At 71.8% G+C, this 16,988-nt stretch carries 12 protein-coding genes; 7 read left to right on the top strand and 5 right to left on the bottom strand.

Annotated features, from left to right (window positions below):
• Positions 1–3: 3 nt before the first annotated feature.
• Entirely contained in the window at positions 4–213 is a 210-nt protein-coding gene (locus ACTMVF_RS11775) for an MbtH family protein (RefSeq protein WP_217212979.1), read from the top strand.
• Between the two features lie 45 nt (positions 214–258).
• Here the strand turns inward: ACTMVF_RS11775 and ACTMVF_RS11780 are convergent, their stop codons facing one another.
• Positions 259–2,067, bottom strand: a complete 1,809-nt coding sequence (locus ACTMVF_RS11780; RefSeq protein ID WP_441270891.1) for an ABC transporter ATP-binding protein — start codon at positions 2,065–2,067, stop codon at positions 259–261.
• A gap of 65 nt (positions 2,068–2,132) precedes the next feature.
• On the bottom strand, positions 2,133–3,830 hold the full coding sequence (locus ACTMVF_RS11785; protein WP_441270892.1) for an ABC transporter ATP-binding protein: 1,698 nt from the start codon (positions 3,828–3,830) through the stop codon (positions 2,133–2,135).
• Between the two features lie 248 nt (positions 3,831–4,078).
• Between ACTMVF_RS11785 and ACTMVF_RS11790 the strand changes: the two genes are divergently transcribed.
• The 5 genes from ACTMVF_RS11790 to ACTMVF_RS11810 are packed head-to-tail and all read left to right on the top strand — an operon-like array spanning position 4,079 to position 9,498.
• On the top strand, positions 4,079–5,146 hold the full coding sequence (locus tag ACTMVF_RS11790; RefSeq protein ID WP_441270893.1) for a FecCD family ABC transporter permease: 1,068 nt from the start codon (positions 4,079–4,081) through the stop codon (positions 5,144–5,146).
• Positions 5,143–6,264 carry a FecCD family ABC transporter permease gene (locus ACTMVF_RS11795; RefSeq protein WP_441270894.1) on the top strand — a complete coding sequence of 374 codons (1,122 nt, stop codon included), beginning with the start codon at positions 5,143–5,145 and terminating at the stop codon, positions 6,262–6,264. Before ACTMVF_RS11790 ends, ACTMVF_RS11795 begins: the two co-directional genes overlap by 4 nt.
• A complete protein-coding gene (locus tag ACTMVF_RS11800) occupies positions 6,261–7,127 on the top strand; it encodes an ABC transporter ATP-binding protein (RefSeq protein ID WP_441270895.1) in 867 nt (288 codons plus the stop codon). The genes ACTMVF_RS11795 and ACTMVF_RS11800 overlap by 4 nt, the downstream gene beginning before the upstream one ends.
• Entirely contained in the window at positions 7,127–8,704 is a 1,578-nt protein-coding gene (locus ACTMVF_RS11805; RefSeq protein WP_441270896.1) for an amidohydrolase, read from the top strand. The genes ACTMVF_RS11800 and ACTMVF_RS11805 overlap by 1 nt, the downstream gene beginning before the upstream one ends.
• A gap of 23 nt (positions 8,705–8,727) precedes the next feature.
• Positions 8,728–9,498, top strand: coding sequence for an ABC transporter permease (locus ACTMVF_RS11810; protein WP_441270897.1), 771 nt, complete (start codon positions 8,728–8,730; stop codon positions 9,496–9,498).
• A 42-nt stretch (positions 9,499–9,540) separates the two neighbouring features.
• Here ACTMVF_RS11810 and ACTMVF_RS11815 read toward each other — a convergent pair whose 3' ends face one another.
• The 3 genes from ACTMVF_RS11815 to ACTMVF_RS11825 form a co-directional block, all read right to left on the bottom strand.
• Positions 9,541–11,292, bottom strand: a complete 1,752-nt coding sequence (locus ACTMVF_RS11815) for an ABC transporter permease subunit (RefSeq protein ID WP_441270898.1) — start codon at positions 11,290–11,292, stop codon at positions 9,541–9,543.
• A gap of 6 nt (positions 11,293–11,298) precedes the next feature.
• Positions 11,299–12,822 carry an ABC transporter substrate-binding protein gene (locus ACTMVF_RS11820; RefSeq protein WP_441270899.1) on the bottom strand — a complete coding sequence of 508 codons (1,524 nt, stop codon included), beginning with the start codon at positions 12,820–12,822 and terminating at the stop codon, positions 11,299–11,301.
• Positions 12,823–13,476: 654 nt separating this feature from the next.
• Positions 13,477–14,775, bottom strand: coding sequence for an MFS transporter (locus tag ACTMVF_RS11825; protein WP_441270900.1), 1,299 nt, complete (start codon positions 14,773–14,775; stop codon positions 13,477–13,479).
• Between the two features lie 161 nt (positions 14,776–14,936).
• On the opposite strand from ACTMVF_RS11825, the gene ACTMVF_RS11830 reads away from it, so the two are divergent.
• The gene (locus ACTMVF_RS11830; protein ID WP_441270901.1) at positions 14,937–16,988 is read left to right on the top strand and encodes a phosphocholine-specific phospholipase C; all 2,052 of its coding nucleotides are present in this window, start codon (positions 14,937–14,939) and stop codon (positions 16,986–16,988) included.

Raw genomic sequence — 16,988 nt, forward strand, 5'->3', positions numbered from 1 at the left:
CGCATGACGACCAACCCCTTCGAGGACCCGCAGGGCCGCTTCCTGGTACTGGTCAACGACGAGAACCAGCACTCACTGTGGCCGTCCTTCGCCGAGGTTCCGGCCGGGTGGCGGACCGCCTTCGGCGAGGACACGCGCGAAGCCTGCCTCGCCTACGTGGAGTCTCACTGGACCGACCTGCGCCCGGCGAGCCTGATCGCGCAGCAGGGCTGAATCGGCTGACAGGCGGCGGCCGCCCGCGGAGGGAGACCGAGCCGCTCAGCTCCCCGGGGCCGTCTGTTCCGCCACGGTCTGCCCGTCCTCCCGGCCGGCCGACCACGCCGCCCACAGCGCCGCGTACCGGCCGCCCGCCGCGACGAGGTCCTCGTGGGTGCCGGTCTCGACGACCCGGCCCTCATCGAGGACGACGATCCGGTCCGCAGTCGCGGCCTGGGGCAGGCGGTGCGCCACCATCAGGCCCGTACGGCCCTCCAGCGCCCGGAGGGCGGCGGTCTCCAGGACTCGGGCGCCGGCGCTGCCCGCGTCGGCGGTGGCCTCGTCCAGGATGGCTATCGGCGGGTCGGCGAGGACGAGGCGGGCCAGGGCCAGGTGCTGGGCCTGAGTCACCGTCAGGCGATGACCGCCCTCGCCGACGACCGTGGCCAGCCCTTCCGGCAACGCCTCCGCCCACTCCAACGCCCCCACCTTCGCCAGGGCCGTTCGCAGGTCCTCGTCGGTGGCCTGCGGGCGGGCCAGCCGCAGGTCCTCGGCCAGTGGTCCGGCGAAGACGTGCACCTCCTGGCTGATCAGCGTCACCGCGCGGCGCACGCCCGCCGGGCCCAGCTCCACGGCGTCGACCCCGCCCAGCCTGATGGTGCCGCCGGACGGCTGGTGGACGCCCGCGATCAGCTTGGCCAGCGTGGTCTTCCCGGCCCCGCTCGCGCCGACCAGGGCGATCCGTTCTCCGCTGCCCACCTCCAGGTCGACCTCGCGCAGCACCGGATGGCCGGACACGTAGGCGTAGTCGAGCGAGGAGACCTTCACCGAGCCGTCCACCGGCGCCGCCTGTCCGTCGGACTCCGGTTCCCCGGCCAGGTTGGACACACCGACCAGGCGGGCGAGGCTGGCGCCCGCGGACTGCGCGTCGTCGAGGAGGAACAGCGCGGCGTTGACCGGGTTGAACAGACTGTGGAAGTACAGCGCCGCCGCGGTCGCCGTACCGATGCTCACCGAACCGCTGTCGACCAGCAGGAAGCCGGTGACCAGCACCCCGCTCAGACCGATGAACTCGGCGAGATTGAGCCGGGAGAAGAACCCGGTCACCGTGTGGATGCCGCGCAGGGCAAGGTCCACGGCCGTCCGGGACCGCTGCTCCAGCAGGCCCCCGTGTACGCGGTTCAGCCGGAACGCGCGTACCGTGCGGACCCCGCCGACGCTGTCGAGGAGCTGGTGGTGGAGCGCGCCCGTGGCCACCCGGTGCTCCGCGTAGACAGGTGCGGCCCGGCGCAGATACCAGCGCACCGAGAAGAACTGGACGGGCAGCGCGAGCAGGGCGGCGAGCAGGAACCGCCAGTCCAGTACGGCGAGTCCGACGAACGTCAGGACGATCGTGAGCGCGGAGCGGGCGAACTCCGGCAGCGCCTGGCGCACCGACTTCGTGATCACGGAGACGTCGCCCGTCACCCGGGAGACGAGGTCACCCGAGCCGGCCTCCTCGACGCGCTCCAACGGCAGTCCGAGGGCCCGCTCGACGAATCGCTCGCGCAGGGCCGCGAGAACCGTCTCGCCGAGCCGGGCCACCAGCGCGCTGCCCACCGCGGTGGCCGCCCCCCGCCCCAGGGCGACCGCGATGAGCAGAACCGTGGGCAGCACCAGGGCGTGCGTGCCCTCCTGTTCCACCACCAGGTCGACGACGTGCCCGAGCAGGGGAGCGGTGAGCAGGCCGATGCCGGTGCCGGCCACCAGCACGCCGAGGGCTGTCACCGCCGGGAGACGGTGGCCGTGCAGCAGGGTGCGGAGCGCGGCCAGGGTTTCGGTGCCGCCGGCGGTCGGCAGGAGCGTGCGGTCCACGGGACTGGCGTCGCTCATCGTCTTCTGGGTCCGTCCTCGGTCGGTCCGTTCGGTTGCGGTCACTTCGGCGCCGTACGGAGACGTCATGCCAGTACCAGCGCACGGTAGTTGTCGTCGGCGGTGACGAGTTCGGCGTGGCTGCCCTCGGCGGTGACCATGCCCTCGTCCAGTACCACCACCCGGTCGGTCATCGCGAGCAGCGCGGGGCTGGTGGTGACCAGGACCGTGGTGCGGCCGCGGCGGACGTCCCGCAGCCGGGCGGCGATCCTCGACTCGGTCACCGTGTCCACCGCGGTGGTCGGGTCGTGCAGGACCAGCACGGGGCGTTCGGCGGCCAGCGCCCGGGCGAGCGCGACGCGTTGCCGCTGGCCGCCGGACAGGGACCGTCCGCGTTCGGCGAGCACCGTGTTCACGCCCTCGGGCAGCAGGCGGGCCACGTCGTCGGCCGCCGACGCGGCAAGGGCCGGTTCGAGGTCCGCCTCAGCCGTGTCGGCTCCGGCCCGTACGTTGTCCAGCAGGCTGGACTCGAACAGGTCCGCGTCGTGCGGGGCGACCAGGATCAAGCGGCGCAGGGCGTCGGGGTCCAGGTCGGTCAGGGGCACGCCGTCGAGTTCGATCGTGCCCGCGGCCGGGTCCGTTTCCCTGGCCAGGCAGTGCAGCAGGTCGTTCGCCCCTGCCGGGTCCCGGGTGACGATGCCGGTGAGGCTGCCGGCCGGCAGGTCGAGGTCGATCCCGCGCAGCGCACCGAGCACGACACCGCGCAGCCGGATGCCCCCGGCGACCGGGTCGGCAGGCGTGGCGCCCCCCGGCTCCACGGCGGCGGGCGCCGCCAGCACCTCGGCGATCCGGCGGGCCGAGGCGCGGCCCTGGGCGAACTCGGCGTTGACGAAGGTGAGGAGTTGGAAGGGGCCGAGGAGGAACTGGGCGAGCCCGACAGCCGCCACCAGGTCGCCGACGCTGATGGAGCCACGCATCGCCAGGTAAGCGCCCACCAGGCCGATAGCCGCGATGAAGACACCGGTCAGGGCGAGTACGGCGCCCTCGTGCCCGGCCCGGCTGCGGGCCGCGCGCAGTGCGGCGGCCAGTGAGTTCTGGCTGGTCTGCCGGTACCGGGACACGGCGGCCGCTTCGGCCCCCATGCCCTTGAGCACGCGTAGTCCGGCGACGAGGTCGGCGGCGACGCCGGAGGCGTGCGCGGCGCGTTCCTGCTCGGTCTCGCTGCGCTGCTCCAGCGGGCGGCTGATGCGATGCCCCAGCCACAGCAGCGGCGGAATCCCGAGCAGGACGAGCAGCCCGAGCGGCACCGAGATGCGCAGCAGCAGCACCGCGCTGACCCCGAGGGCGGCGAGGGCCGCGGCGCCGTACGGCAGCACGGTCACCGCCCCGCCCACGCGCTTGGCATCGTTGGTGGCGATGCTGGTCAACTCGCCCGGCAGCCGGTCCGCGTCGGCGCCGCCGCGCGGGTCGAGCACCCTGGTGCCGAGTTCGAGCCGGAGCTCGTGCGCGGCCTTCTCGCCCGCGCTCTCCGTGATCCGGGCTCCGGTCCGGTAACACGTGGACAGGACGAGGAAGAGTGCGGCGAGGAGCAGCAGCCGGCGCAGCAGGGCGCCGGTGGAGCCGGTGGCCACCGCCGAGTCGATGATCACGCCGATGACGACGGGCACCAGGGCCTCGCACGTCTGATGGGTCATCCCGAGCAGGGACGCCGTGACGAGACGGCGGCGCTGTCGTCTGATCGCTCCCCGGAGGACGTGGCCCCCCGTTGGTCCTCCAGCCGGCATGCGGTACCTCCGCGGAAGGTCAGATGGTTAGGTAAGGCTACTCTAAATAAGGAGTCTCCTCGGTGTCGCCTGTGAGCCCGGCTGGTCGGCGAGCCGGGCGCTCAGTCCTCATGTCCCGTTCTGCGGCGGCCCGTTGACCGGTTGACCCGCTCACAGTTAGGCTCACCTAAGTAACGCTCTGTTGTTCGTGCGTCGCCCTCTCAAGTGACCTGTACGAACTTCGCGAACGCCGCCAGGGGGAGTTGTCGTTGTCGGTCGAAACCCAGGCGGCGTCCGGGAGCCAGGCCGCCGGTCCGGTCGTGCCCGAAACGCGGCGGACAGTAGCCGCTCTACGCGGCGTGGGACTCCTCATCGCGTGCGGCGCCCTTGTCCTGGTCGGCCTGGTCAGCGTGTGGGTGGGTACCAGGGGCATCCCGTTCACCTCAACCTGGAGTCTGCTGTGGCAGCCTGACGGGTCGGAAACCTCGGTCATCATCCACGACTACCGCATCCCCCGCACCCTTCTCGGTCTCCTTGTCGGTATGGCCCTCGGGCTGTCCGGCGCCCTGATGCAGGCACTGACCCGCAACCCGCTGGCCGACCCCGGTCTGCTCGGTGTGAGCCAGGGGGCCGCCACCGGGGTGGTGGCGGCCATCGCGTTCCTCGGAGTGGGCTCGGTCCTGGGTCATGTGTGGTTCGCGTTCGCCGGAGCGGCCGTCACATCGGTGGTGGTCTATCTGCTGGGCTCCTCCGGACGGAAGCTGGCCACGCCCGACCGGCTGGTCGTCGCGGGAGCGGCGGTGACGGCCGTGCTGTACGCCCTCGACTCGGCGGTGTTGCTGCTGAAACCGCGCGCCTTCGACGAGTTCCGCTTCTGGACGGTGGGGGCGTTGACAGGCCGTTACTTCGACGTCCTGTACGTCATCCTGCCCTTCGTGGCGGTGGGCCTCCTCATTGCCCTGGGGCTCGCCCCTTCGCTCAACGCCCTCGCCCTGGGTGACCAGACGGGACGCGCCCTGGGCGTGAACGTCGGCCGGACACGGGTGCTGGGCGCGATCGCGGTGATGCTGCTGTGCGGCGCGGCGACCGCCGCGGTGGGTCCGATCAGTTTCGTGGGCCTCGTGGTTCCGCACATCGCCAGATTCGTCGTCGGCCCCGACCAGAGGTGGGTGATGGCGTATTCCATGCTGCTCGCGCCCGTGCTGCTGATCGGCGCGGACGTCCTGGGCCGGTTGCTCGGTGCCCCCGGTGAGCTCCAGGTCGGGATCGTCACCGCGTTCCTCGGCGCACCGCTGTTCCTCGCGCTGTGCCGTCGTCGAAAGCTGGTCATGCTGTGAGTGCCGTCCGCAAGACAGGGACCTTCGCCCCCGCCGAGCACCCGGACCGGGCCGGCAACGGCACCGTGCCCGCCCGGGTCGTCAGCGGGGTCGTCATCCGCACCCGGCGAGGCGGCATGTCGCTGCGCGTCCAGGGGCGCGCCGTGGTCGTGACGGTGGCGCTGCTCGCCGTGCTCGTCACCGTCATGGGCGTCAGCCTGACCACCGGGGACTTCGAGTTGTCCGTCGGCGAGGTCGTGCGCGCGCTCACCGGCAACGGAGATCCCGGCGCCGACTTCATCGTCAACACCCTGCGCATGCCGCGCCTGGTGACCGCGGTGTGCGTCGGCGCGGCGCTCGCGGTCAGCGGGGCGATCCTGCAGAGCCTGACCGGCAACTCGCTCGGCAGCCCCGACATCATCGGCTTCACCAACGGGTCGGCCGTCGGTGCGCTGGTCGTCATCATCGTGCTCCACGGCAGCATGACCCAGATCGCGTGGGGCGCGCTGATCGGCGGCCTCGCCACCGCCGCCGCGGTGTACCTGCTCATGCTCGGGCGCGGGTTGCAGGGCTTCCGGCTGGTCGTCATCGGCATCGGCGTCAGCGCCCTGCTGCTGGCCGTCAACTCGTACCTCGTCACCCGGGCGACCTTCCAGGAGGCCATCGAGGCCCAGGCGTGGCTCATCGGCGGCCTGAACAGCCGCGGCTGGACCCACGCGGGCGCCATCGGCCTCGCCGTCGCCGTACTCCTCCCACCCGCGCTCCTGCTGGCCCGCCGCCTGTCCATGGTGGAGATGGGCGACGTCACGGCGACCGCGCTCGGCGTCGACGTGGCCCGCACCCGCACCGCCCTGCTCGTCATCAGCGTCGCCCTGGCCGCGTTCGCCACCGCCGTGGCCGGTCCCATCCTGTTCGTCGCCCTGGCCGCGCCCCAACTCGCCCGCAGGGTGACGGGTGCATCCGGCCCCGCCCTGATGCCCAGCGCTCTCATGGGGGCCGTACTGCTGACCACGAGCGATCTCGCCGTACAGCGTCTGTTCGCGCCCACCCTCCTTCCCGTCGGTACGGCCACCGGCACGCTCGGCGGGCTGTACCTGATCTGGTTGCTGGTCACCGAGTCCCGAAAGAGCCGCGCATGACAGGAACGAACACCCCGGCACCGCGCTTGAGGGCCGAGAACCTGACGCTGTCGTACGACCAGCGGACCGTAGCCACCGGTCTCGGCGTCGACATCCCCGACCACTCCTTCACCGTGATCGTCGGACCGAACGCGTGCGGCAAGTCCACCCTGCTCAAGGCGCTGGCACGGATGCTCAAACCCCGGGCGGGACAGGTGTACCTCGACGGCGCCGCCATCGCGTCGTACCGCACCCGCGAGGTCGCCCGCCGCCTCGGGCTGCTCCCTCAGTCGTCCAACGCGCCGGGCGGCATCACCGTGGGCGACCTCGTGGCCCGCGGGCGCTACCCGCACCAGCGGCTGCTGAAGCAGTGGTCCGCCGAGGACGAGGCCGCCGTCATCGAGGCGATGCGCCGGACCGGCGTGGTCGACCTCGCCGACCGGCCCGTCGACGACCTCTCCGGCGGTCAGCGCCAGCGCGTCTGGCTCGCCATGGTGCTCGCCCAGCAGACCCCCCTGCTGCTGCTCGACGAACCCACCACATTCCTCGACATCGCACACCAGGTCGAGGTGCTGGACCTGTGCGCCGCCCTGCACGCCGGCAAGGGGCACACCGTCGTCGCGGTCCTGCACGACCTGAACCAGGCGTGCCGCTACGCCACTCATCTGATCGTGATGCGGGCCGGCGGCGAGGTCGCGGCAGAGGGCGATCCGGCGACCGTCATGACCGCCGACCTGGTCGAGGACGTCTTCGGTCTGCCCTGCCGGATCATCGACGACCCGGAGACCGGTACGCCGCTGATGGTGCCGGCTGCGCCCAAACGGCCCGTCCGTGAAGACGCGGCCGCCGCCGCGATGGCCGACACCCACGGGGGACACCGCTGATGCTCAGCACCCGGCTTACCAATGCCCGCTTCCTCACCATGGACCCGGACCACCCGGTCGCCCACGACCTGGGGATCTGGGAGGGCCGGATCGTGGGCCTCGACGAGGCCGTGACCTTCCTGCCCGCGCGCGAGGTGATCGACCTTCAGGGCGCCACCGTGCTGCCCGGGTTCATCGACGCCCACGTGCACCTGGCCTGGACCGGCTTCAAGCAGAACACCCCGAGCATCGCGGGGTGCACGCGGATCGACGACGTACTGGCCATCGTCGAGGAAGCCGTCATCCGGAAGGGCCCGCCCGGCGCGTGGGTGAGCATCGCCGGCTACGACCAGCGGGCTCTGGGCCGCCATGTGACGGCCGCCGAACTGGACAAGGTCAGCCACGGACGCAAGGTGTTCATGCTGCACGACTCCGGGCACGGCTGTGTCGTCAACACCGCCGTCCTGGACCTGCTTCCCGCCGACATCCCCCAGGAGCACGGCTTCCTCGCCGAGGGCGCGATGGGCGCTGCCCGTGCGCTGCGCCTGCCGTACTCCCAGGAGGAACTGGCCGAGGCGATCGGGCGCGCCGCCCGGACCTGCCTGTCGGAGGGGGTGACCGCCTGCGCCGAGGCGGGCATCGGCGGCACCCTCTTCGGCCACAGTCCCGTGGAGCTGGGCGCCTACCAACTCGCCCGGGAGAAAGGCCTGTTGCCGCTGCGCGTGCAGCTCATGGTGGCCGCCGACCGACTGAGCCCGGTCGCCGCGCACGAGTCCGACGGCATCCCCAGGGCCCTCGACCTCGGTCTGCGCACCGGGTTCGGCGACGACTGGCTCTCCGTGGGCGCCCTGAAGATCTACACCGACGGCGGCATGATGGCCCGCACCGCCGCGCTCAGCAGCCCGTACGAAGGGCTGGACCACACGGGCCAGTTGCAGGACGACCCGGAGGTGCTCGCCGACACGATCGTGGACGGCCACCTCGCGGGATGGCAGCTCGCTGTCCACGCCATCGGCGACCGCGCGGCGGACGTGGCGCTGGACGCACTGGAGAAGGCCCAGCGCCTTCGGCCGCGCCCCGGTGCCCGGCACCGCATCGAGCACGCCGGGCTGATCCGCCCGGACCAGCTCCCGCGTTTCGCGCGGCTCGGGGTGAGCGCGGTCGTCCAGCCCAACTTCCTGCGCTACTTCGGCGACGACTATGCGGCGATCATGGGCGAGGAGCGGGCACCGTGGCTGTACCGGGGAAGGGGCTTCCTGGACCACGGCATCACCCTGGTCGGCAGCTCCGACAGGCCGGTCACGGACGGATCCCCGCTGCGGGCCGTCCAGTTCATGGTCGAGCGCGCCTCCGAGTCCGGCCAGGTGATCGGCCCGGACGAGGGCATCACCGTCGAGGAGGCCCTGCGCGCCTACACCGTCAACGGCGCCTTCGCCTGCCACTGGGAGGACGACGCGGGCAGTCTCACCCCGGGCAAGCGCGCCGACCTGGTCGTGCTCGGCGACGACCCTCGGCGCGTCGATCCCTCCCGGATCGGTGGCATCGAGGTGGCGGCCACGTACGTCGCCGGCTGCGAGACGGACAAGGACGCCCATTGAGCGGACCGGACCAGGCAGGGCCCGTGACCACGTCGGCCTCCACCCTGCTCCCGGTGAACCCGACCCTGGGCGTCGCGCTCGCCGTGCTGCTCGTCGCGGGGGCCGCGGTGGCGGCGCTGGCCCGGCTCGGACACGCCCGTGCGATTGCCGCCGCCGGTCTTCGCGCGACCGTGCAGCTGGCTGCGGTCGCGGTCGTCGTCCGCTGGGCGTTCGGCTCGCGTCCGCTGCTCTTCGCCTTCGTCGCCGTGATGTTCGCGGTGGCGACGTGGACGGCCGGCCGCCGCATCATCGGCAACGGCAACCGCGCCTGGTGGTGGGCCGCCGTACCCATCGGTGTCGCCGTGTTCCCGGTCGTCCTGCTGCTCGTGGCCATCGGGCTGCTCCCGGTCAAGGGCATCGCCCTGATCCCCGTCACCGGCATCTTCATCGGGGGCGCGCTGACCGCGACGGTGCTTGCCGGACGGCGTGCGCTGGAGGAGCTGGAGACACGACATGGTGAGGTCGAGGCCGCGTTGTCCCTCGGGTTCCCGGACCGGGAGGCACGGCTGGAGATAGCCCGGCAGTCGGCCGCCGGGGCGCTGATCCCGGCACTCGACCAGACCAGAACGGTCGGGCTTGTCACGCTGCCCGGCGCGTTCATCGGCATGCTCCTCGGCGGCGCCTCACCCCTGATGGCCGGAGCGGTCCAACTGTTCGTCCTGGTCGCACTGTTGGCCGTGGAGGCCGTGGCGGTCGCGGTCGTACTGGAGCTGGTGGCCCGCAACAGGATCAGCAGACCTCCGCGCGGCACCTGAAGTGCCGGATGTCGTCCCGTAGGACGTACTGGACCTGACGCGTCACCCCTTGCGGGATCGCGAAGCCGTCCCCGTCACGGCGAGGACGGACAGCAGGATGAGTGCGCCGGCCGGCGCCAGCACGGTCCAGGGGGCCAGTTCCACGTACGGCTGGTTCTCCGAGAGCAGGCGGCCCCACTCCGGGGTGGGCGGCTGTTCTCCGAGGCCGAGGAAGCCGAGGGAGGCCAGGACGAGGACCGCGGTGGGCAGTCGTAGCAGCGCGTTGCGCACGAGGGCGGGCAGGACGGCGGGCACGTAGTGGTGGCGCAGCAGATAGCGCGGGCCGGCGCCGAAGGAGAGCGAGGCCAGCATGTGGCCGCTGGCTCGTTCCTCTTCGAGCAGTGCCGCCGTCTGGGCGGCGTACGGGGTCCAGCCCACCAGGCACACCGCGCATGCCGCACCCCACACCGAGGGTCCTGTCACGGCCGTGGTCAACAGGCCCGCCAGGACGGCCGGGAGCGTCGACACCACTTCGGTCAGGCCCGCGCTCACCCGTCCGGCCATGCCGAGCAGTAGCCCGAGGACCGCACTGACCGCCGTGACCGCGAGGGCCACGCCGGCCGTGCGCAGGGCTCCGTGGCCCAGCCGGGCCAGCAGATCACGGCCCAGCGAATCGGTGCCCAGCGGATGCGTGAGCGACGGGGGTAGCAGGCGAGCCGCCGTGTCCACGTCCAAGGGGTCGCGCAGCAGTCCGGCCACGACCAGAGCGAGGAGGGCGGCGGCGCAGGATGCGGCGATCCAGTGGGTGGAGCGCTGTCGCGGGAGGGCCCGCGGAGGCGGGGCGGACAGGCCGCCGGCCCGGAGGGCGGGGCCCAGGAGGGCACGGCGAGATGCCTGGAGAAGCAGGCCGGCGGCGACGCCGAGGAGGATCAGGACGAGCGTCGCGGTCTGCAGGGGCGGGAGGTCCTGCGCGATGGCGGCGTCGAGGGCGAGGCGGCCGAGCCCGGGAATGTTGAAGATCTTCTCCACCACGACCGCGCCCCCCACCAGCGCCACGACGGTGGGCAGGAGCTGCGGCAGCACCCCGGCCAGTGCCCGGCGCAGCGCGGTGCGGGCGACGAGGCCACGCGGAAAGGCGAAGGCGTACCAGGTACGCGCCCACGGTTCCTGGAAGGCAGCGGGCAGCGACCGCTCGACGAGCCCGCCGATCATCGCCCCGGACGGCACCCCCAGGGCGAGCGAGGGCAGCACCATCGACGCCGGTCCCTCCCAGCCGCTGGAGGGGAACCAGCCCAGCCACACCCCGCACACCGTGGCCAGCAGCGAGGCGAGCAGGAACTTGGGCAGCGCGGCGAGGACGGCGGCTGCCGTGCCGGACCGCCGCCGCAACCGGCGCCGGGAGCCGAGGTACAGGGTGCGGGCGCTGATGAGCGCGGCGACCGCGACCGTCACCACGAGCGCGCCGAGCATCAGCGTGAAGGAGACCGCGAAGGCGGAGGTCACCTGGGGCAGGACCGGTTCGCCCGACACCCAGGAGGTGCCCGCGTCACCGTGCGGCAGCCCGCCCAGCCAGTGCAGCAGGTGGCTCAACGGCCCCTGGTCCAGGCCGAGTTCCTCGCGTACGGCGGCCAGCTGCGCCGGGGTCGGATCCTGGTCCGCGGAGCGGGCGCGCAGGACGGTCAGGGCGGGGTCGGTGCCGGACAGCCACGGCAGCAGGGCGACGGCCGCCGGCAGCGCGGCCCCGGCGGCGATGCGGCCGGCCCCCGCCCGCCACCAGGACGGCTCGGGGCCGACTTCGGCCGAAGTGGCGCTCATCCGCCGCTACTTCAGGTGGGTGTCGACGTCGACGAGGGAGCGCTCGCGCGGGTCGAGGAGTACGCCCTCGACATCGGTGGCGATGCCCTGGACGACCTTCTCGTGGACGAGCGGCAGCACGGCGTCGGTGCGCAGGATCTCCGCCTCGGCCGCCATGATCTTCTGCCGGCGCTTGTCGGTGTCGCCTTCCCCGGCGGCGGACTTGATGGCTGCGTCGACCTTGCTGTCCTTCAGCCCGGCGATGTTGTAGACGCCGTCGCTGGTGTAGTCGCTGGCGAGGTAGGCGACCGCGTCGCCGGTGTCGAGGAGCGTCACCCGGGAGAAGACGAGCGCGTCGTACTTGCCCGCGAGCAGGTCGGCCTCCATCTGCGTGTACTCGCGCACGTCCTGCTTCACGGTGAACCCGGCCTTCTCCAGTTGCTGCTGGAGGACGGTGGCGGCCTCGGGGAGTTCGGCGCGGTTGGTGTAGGTGGCCAGGCGCAGGGTCTTGCCCTGGGTCTTCGCCTTCAGCTGGGCCGCGGTCGCGGCCTTCGCGCGGCCGGTCACTTCGACGCGGTCGTCGGCCGCCCAGGAGACGGCGGGCCCGAACAGCCCCTGCGCGGGATCGGCGTAGCCGCCGAAGACGGAGTCGACGAGGGCGGCCCCGTCCACGGCCTCGCGGGCGGCAGCGCGCAGCGACGCGTCGGTGAAGATGCCGCTGCGGGTGTTGAGTACCAGACTGTCGGTGCGTACCGACGGCACCTCGTGGCGGGTGTCGGCGGCGAGCAACTCGGCCTGGGCGGTGGGGATCCACTCGGCGATGTCGACGTCTCCGCTACGCAGGGCGTTGGCGCGGGCGGTGCCGTCGGCGATCCAGGTCACGTCGATGCCGGACGCCTTGGCCTTGCCGCCCCAGTAGCCGTCGTAGCGGTCCAGGGCGGCCTTGGTCTTGCCGGTGAGCTTGGTGATCTCGAAGGGGCCGGTGCCGGTGCCGACCGGGCTGACCGTGCCGTCCTTCGCGTACGCCTTGGCGGAGAGGATGCCGAGTGCGGGGCTGGCCAGCCGCAGCGGGAGCACCGGGTCGGCGGCCTTGGTGGTGAGGGTGACGGTGTCGGCGTCGTCGGCCTTCGCGGTCAGGGTGACGTCGCTGAGGACACGCGGCTTGACCTCGGCGGAGTCCGCGTGGTCGAGCGCGTTCACGACGGACTCGGCGGTGACCTCGGTGCCGTCCTGGAAAGTCGCCTTGCGCAGCTCGAAGGTCCAGGTCGTGGCGTCGACCTGTTTCCAGGACTTGGCGAGGGCGGGTGCGGCGGCCCCGTTCTTGTCCAGCGCGGTGAGGCCCTCGGCCACCGACAGCTTGCTCAGCACGGTGGCGTCGTTGCTGTACGGCGACAGAGCCTGCACGGGCGGCACCGCGAGCGCGACCCGCAGTCGCTCGGCCGCCCCTGCTCCCGCGTTCGTGCCCGAGTCGGCCTCTCCCGACGCGAAACAGCCGACCAGGAGGGGAGAGAGAGCGAGTGCCGAGAGGAGGCGACGGGGGGCGGTGCGCATGGGCGATTCCTGTCGTACGGGGAGGCGTTCATGCCCCGCACGCCGGACTCGGCGGCAAGGCCGCGTCAGCATATAAGGCAAGCCTTACCATCATTTCACCCGGGTGGGTGAAAGCTCAACTACTGGGTCCCGTCGCTTGCGGGTTGCCCGGGACGACTGTCGGCCGGCGTCGACGACAACCATCTTCACCTCGCCCAGTCCTCGGGGTGGTCGGGCTCATGAAGCGGCCGAACCAGCTGTGTTCGTGGCCGCCGCAGGGTGCCCCGATCGCCCCCCGCATCCTCGCCGGGCAGTACGGAGCAGTGGTTGCGGGAGTACCTCGACTCCGGCGCGTCCATGGGGGAACACGATCGGCCCGCACCCGATCGGTGGGCGAGGTCGGGCGCCGACGCAACGGCGTAAACAGGCGCCCCCGGCTGGAGGACGTGGCCGCGCGGGTCGGAGGCCGCCGCCGACCTCGGCTACCAAGTGGACGGCACCGCCGGCATGCTCGCAGGAGCGCACCGAGCCCCGCGAGGTGATCCTCACCCCGCGGCTCGTGGCACGCGGCACCATCGCCGGGCCTCGTTGAACCGCCGGCCTGCCAACTCTGGAGAGGTCGGCAGATGTCTGCGGAGTCGACGGGCGGTCCGGTGCTGCCGTTGCGCCGGTGGATCAGCGTTCCAGCGGTTTGTGGGCGGTCTCGGGAAGCCGTAGATACACGAGGGACGAGCCGAGGCAGAGGGCGGCGACGTACCAGGGGAAGAGGTCCGCGTGGCCGAGCTCCTTGAACAGCGTGCCGATGTACGGCGCCGTACCCCCGAACATCGCGACCGTCAGCGAGTAGGGGAACCCGATGCCCGCCGCCCGCACCCGCGGCGGAAACACCTCGGCGTTCACGGCCGCGCTGATCGACGTGAACCCGGTCAGCAGCACCATGCCCGCGCACTGGACGAGCAGCAACACCGCGAAGGAGTCGTGCAGGGCGTGCAGCAGGGGGACGGTGAGGAGGGTGAAGCCCAGGCCGAAGAAGAGGAGGAGGGGGCGGCGGCCGAAGCGGTCGGAGAGGAGGCCGCCGAGGGGCTGGAGCAGGCCGAAGAAGGCCAGCGAGATCGTGCCCGCGAGCAGCGCGTCCGACTTCTCGATGCCCGCGTTGAGTTCCGCGTACGTCGGCAGGTACGACGTCCACGTGTAGTACGCGATCGTGCCGCCCGCGGTGATGCCGCAGATCAGCAGGGACTGGCGGGGATGGCGTCGCAGCGCCTCCAACAGGCCGGGACGCGGGCCCTGTTGCTGCTCGGCGCTCCTCGTCTCCTGCGCGCCCTGCCGGATCCAGAAGCCGACCAGGCTGAGTACGGCACCGAGGACGAAGGGCAGCCGCCAGCCCCAGCCGTTCATCTGCGCGTCGCTCAACGTGTCCACCAGCAGCGTCGCGATACCGGACGCCACGAGCTGCCCGGCGGTCGTCGACACGTACTGGAAGCTGGAGAACAGCCCGCGCCGGCCCGGCCCCGCCGACTCGACCAGGAACGTCGTCGACGCCGCGAACTCACCGCCCACCGACAGGCCTTGGAGGAGGCGGGCGAGGACCAGGATCACCGGAGCGAGGACACCGGCCGTCTCGTACGTCGGGGTCAGGCCGACCAGCAGGCTGCTGCCGCCCATGAGGAGGATGGTGACCGTGAGCGCGGAGCGCCGCCCTCGCCGGTCCGCGATCGCGCCCATGAGCAGTCCGCCCACCGGACGCATGAAGAAGCCCACCGCGAAGACCGCGAACGTCGACAGCAGCGGAACCAGGGAGTTGTCCGCGCTCTTCGGGAAGACCTCGGCCGCGATGTAGGTGGCGAGGAACGTGTAGGCGTACCAGTCGTACCACTCCACGGCGTTGCCGACGGAGGCGGCGAGGAGCTGGCGTACGGGCCGTGCAGCCGGCGGGGAATCCGTGCGCGTCGTCTCTGTCATGATCGCGACCATCCCCGCACCCTGGTCCCGGCACACCTCCCGTACCGACGACTTTCACACGAGCGCCACCGGACCCTTCCCTGACGTTTGGTGCTCCTGGAACACTCCTTCCGCGCGGCTTCCGTCACCAGCCGGCGGTCAAACCACCCTAGATGGGAAGAGGTCCCTCACTCATGCCCGAAGTCAATCGCCGCAAATTTCTTCAACTCGCGGGCGCGACCACGGCCTTCACCGCTCTGTCGAGCAGCATCCAGCGGGCGGCCGCGATCCCGGCGAACCACCGCACGGGATCGATCGAGGACGTCGAGCACATCGTCGTCCTGATGCAGGAGAACCGTTCCTTCGACCACTACTTCGGCAAGCTGCGGGGCGTCCGCGGCTTCGGTGACCCGCGCCCGGTGAAGCACGACGACGGCAAGTCGATCTGGCATCAGTCGAACGGAAGCAAGGACATCCTGCCGTTCCACCCGGACGCCGACGACCTCGGCATGCAGTTCCTGGAGGGCCTGCCGCACGGCTGGACCGACGGCCAGCAGGCCTACAACGGCGGCAAGTACGACCAGTGGATCCCCGCCAAGGGCACCACGACCATGGCGTATCTGACCCGTGAGGACATCCCCTTCCACTACGCCCTCGCCGACGCGTTCACCGTCTGCGACGCCTACCACTGCTCGTTCATCGGCTCCACCGACCCGAACCGCTACTACATGTGGACGGGCTACACCGGCAACGACGGCACGGGCGGCGGCCCGGTCCTCGGCAACGACGAGCTCGGCTACGGCTGGACCACCTACCCCGAGCGACTGGAGCAGGCCGGCATCTCCTGGAAGATCTACCAGGACATCGGCGACGGCCTGGACGCGGCCGGCTCCTGGGGCTGGATCGAGGACGCCTACCGGGGCAACTACGGCGACAACTCGCTGCTGTACTTCAACAAGTACCGCAACGCCAAGCCCGGCGACCCCTGGTACGACAAGGCCCGCACCGGCACGGACGCCAAGAGCGGCGACGGCTACTTCGACCGGCTGAAGGCCGACGTCAAGGCCGGCAAGCTGCCGCAGATCTCCTGGATCGCCGCCCCCGAGGCCTTCTCCGAGCACTCCAACTGGCCTTCGAACTACGGCGCCTGGTACATCGCCCAGGTCCTGGACGCGCTGACCTCCAACCCGGAGGTCTGGTCCAAGACCGCCCTGTTCATCACGTACGACGAGAACGACGGCTTCTTCGACCACGTGGTGCCGCCGCTCCCGCCGAAGGACGCCTCCCGGGGCAAGTCCACCGTCGACGTCTCCCTCGACCTCTACCCGGGCGACAGCAAGCGCCCGGCCGGCCCCTACGGCCTCGGTCCGCGCGTGCCGATGCTGGTCGTCTCGCCGTGGAGCAAGGGTGGTTACGTCTGCTCCGAGACTCTCGACCACACCTCGATCCTCCAGTTCATGGAGCGCCGGTTCGGCGTCAAGGAGACGAACATCTCCCCGTGGCGCCGGGCCATCTGCGGCGACCTGACCTCGGCCTTCGACTTCGCCCGCAAGGACAGCCGCCCGGCCGCGCTGCCGGGGACCGACGAGTACGAGCCGCAGGACCGCGAGCGTCACCCCGACTACAAGCCGACGCCGCCGGCCGACCCGGACATGCCCGGACAGGAGCGCGGCCTGCGCCCCTCCCGGCCGCTCAAGTACGCCCCGTACGTGGACGGTTCCGTCGACGCGGCGGCCGGCAAGTTCACACTGGCCTTCGCCTCGGGCGCCAGGGCCGGGGCCGCTTTCCACGTGACGTCCGGCAACCGCACCGACGGCCCCTGGACGTACACCACCGAGGCCGGCAGGACCATCGCCGACACCTGGAACTCGACGTACTCGAACGGCTCGTACGACCTGACCGTGCACGGCCCGGCCGGCTTCGTGCGCTGGTTCAAGGGCTCGAACAAGGCGGCCGGTCCCGAGGTCACCGCCCGGCACGCCGGCGACGACATCGAGCTGACCTTCACCAACAAGGGCACCGCCACGGTGCGGCTGAAGCTCGCCAACGGGTACGGCCCTCGCCCCACGACGGTGACGGTGCGGCCCGGCGCCACGGTGCGGCGCACCGTCGACCTGGCGGTGAGCCGGCGCTGGTACGACCTGACCGTCACCTCCGACGCCGACCCGGCATTCCTGCGGCGGTTCGCCGGGCACGTGGAGAACGGGCGGCCGGGTGTGAGCGACCCGGCGATCATCACCGAGTGA

Source organism: Streptomyces sp. SD31 (assembly GCF_052068475.1).
In the GTDB taxonomy this organism is placed as follows: Bacteria; Actinomycetota; Actinomycetes; order Streptomycetales; family Streptomycetaceae; genus Streptomyces.

What these genes read in the sequence shown, in the direction of transcription:
- ACTMVF_RS11775 (WP_217212979.1), top strand. Translation starts at nt 4, where the DNA reads ATGACGACCAACCCCTTCGAGGACCCGCAGGGCCGCTTCCTGGTACTG.
- ACTMVF_RS11780 (WP_441270891.1), bottom strand. Translation starts at nt 2,067, where the DNA reads ATGAGCGACGCCAGTCCCGTGGACCGCACGCTCCTGCCGACCGCCGGC.
- ACTMVF_RS11785 (WP_441270892.1), bottom strand. Translation starts at nt 3,830, where the DNA reads ATGCCGGCTGGAGGACCAACGGGGGGCCACGTCCTCCGGGGAGCGATC.
- ACTMVF_RS11800 (WP_441270895.1), top strand. Translation starts at nt 6,261, where the DNA reads ATGACAGGAACGAACACCCCGGCACCGCGCTTGAGGGCCGAGAACCTG.
- ACTMVF_RS11805 (WP_441270896.1), top strand. Translation starts at nt 7,127, where the DNA reads ATGCTCAGCACCCGGCTTACCAATGCCCGCTTCCTCACCATGGACCCG.
- ACTMVF_RS11815 (WP_441270898.1), bottom strand. Translation starts at nt 11,292, where the DNA reads ATGAGCGCCACTTCGGCCGAAGTCGGCCCCGAGCCGTCCTGGTGGCGG.
- ACTMVF_RS11820 (WP_441270899.1), bottom strand. Translation starts at nt 12,822, where the DNA reads ATGCGCACCGCCCCCCGTCGCCTCCTCTCGGCACTCGCTCTCTCTCCC.
- ACTMVF_RS11825 (WP_441270900.1), bottom strand. Translation starts at nt 14,775, where the DNA reads ATGGTCGCGATCATGACAGAGACGACGCGCACGGATTCCCCGCCGGCT.
- ACTMVF_RS11830 (WP_441270901.1), top strand. Translation starts at nt 14,937, where the DNA reads ATGCCCGAAGTCAATCGCCGCAAATTTCTTCAACTCGCGGGCGCGACC.